The sequence below is a fragment of the Micrococcus sp. TCR-5 genome (genome assembly GCF_052220525.1).
GTDB classification, from domain to species: Bacteria; Actinomycetota; Actinomycetes; order Actinomycetales; family Micrococcaceae; genus Micrococcus; species Micrococcus luteus.
Genome location: NZ_JBQPDO010000049.1, coordinates 1 through 436, shown reverse-complemented (window position 1 = coordinate 436; position 436 = coordinate 1). Strand labels below are relative to the sequence as shown.

Sequence of the window (436 nt, the reverse complement as noted above, 5' to 3'; positions counted from 1 at the left end):
AGTGCATCGGCGGGCTCGTGGAGCGCTCGATTACCGCCGACCGACTCACCGCCCACCTCGAGGACCTCGTCGCCGCCCGGGGCGCCCCGGCGGTGCTCAGGTCGGACAACGGGCCGGAGTTCATCAGCGAGGCGATGGCCGACTGGGCCGGCACCCGCACCGGCCTGTCCTACATCCCTCCGGGCTCGCCGTGGCGCAACGGGTACGTCGAGTCGTTCAACAGCCGGATCCGCGACGAGTGCCTCAACATCAACAGCTTCTACTCGCTGCTGCACGCACAGGTCATCATCGGCGACTGGAAGGACGAGTACAACCACCACCGCCGGCACTCCTCGCTCGGCTACCTAACCCCAGCCGAGTACGCTCGGCAGTGCACCCATCAAATGGAAACCGACGACTCACAGAACGTCCGGACCGAATGAAGGGGGCGGCTCAC

1 protein-coding gene is annotated in these 436 nt (G+C 66.7%); it reads left to right on the top strand.

What is annotated here, in order from left to right:
• The coding region (locus tag ACTSKS_RS11050; protein WP_442927561.1) for an integrase core domain-containing protein at positions 1-422 on the top strand (422 nt) is incomplete at its 5' end.
• Positions 423-436 lie beyond the last annotated feature (14 nt).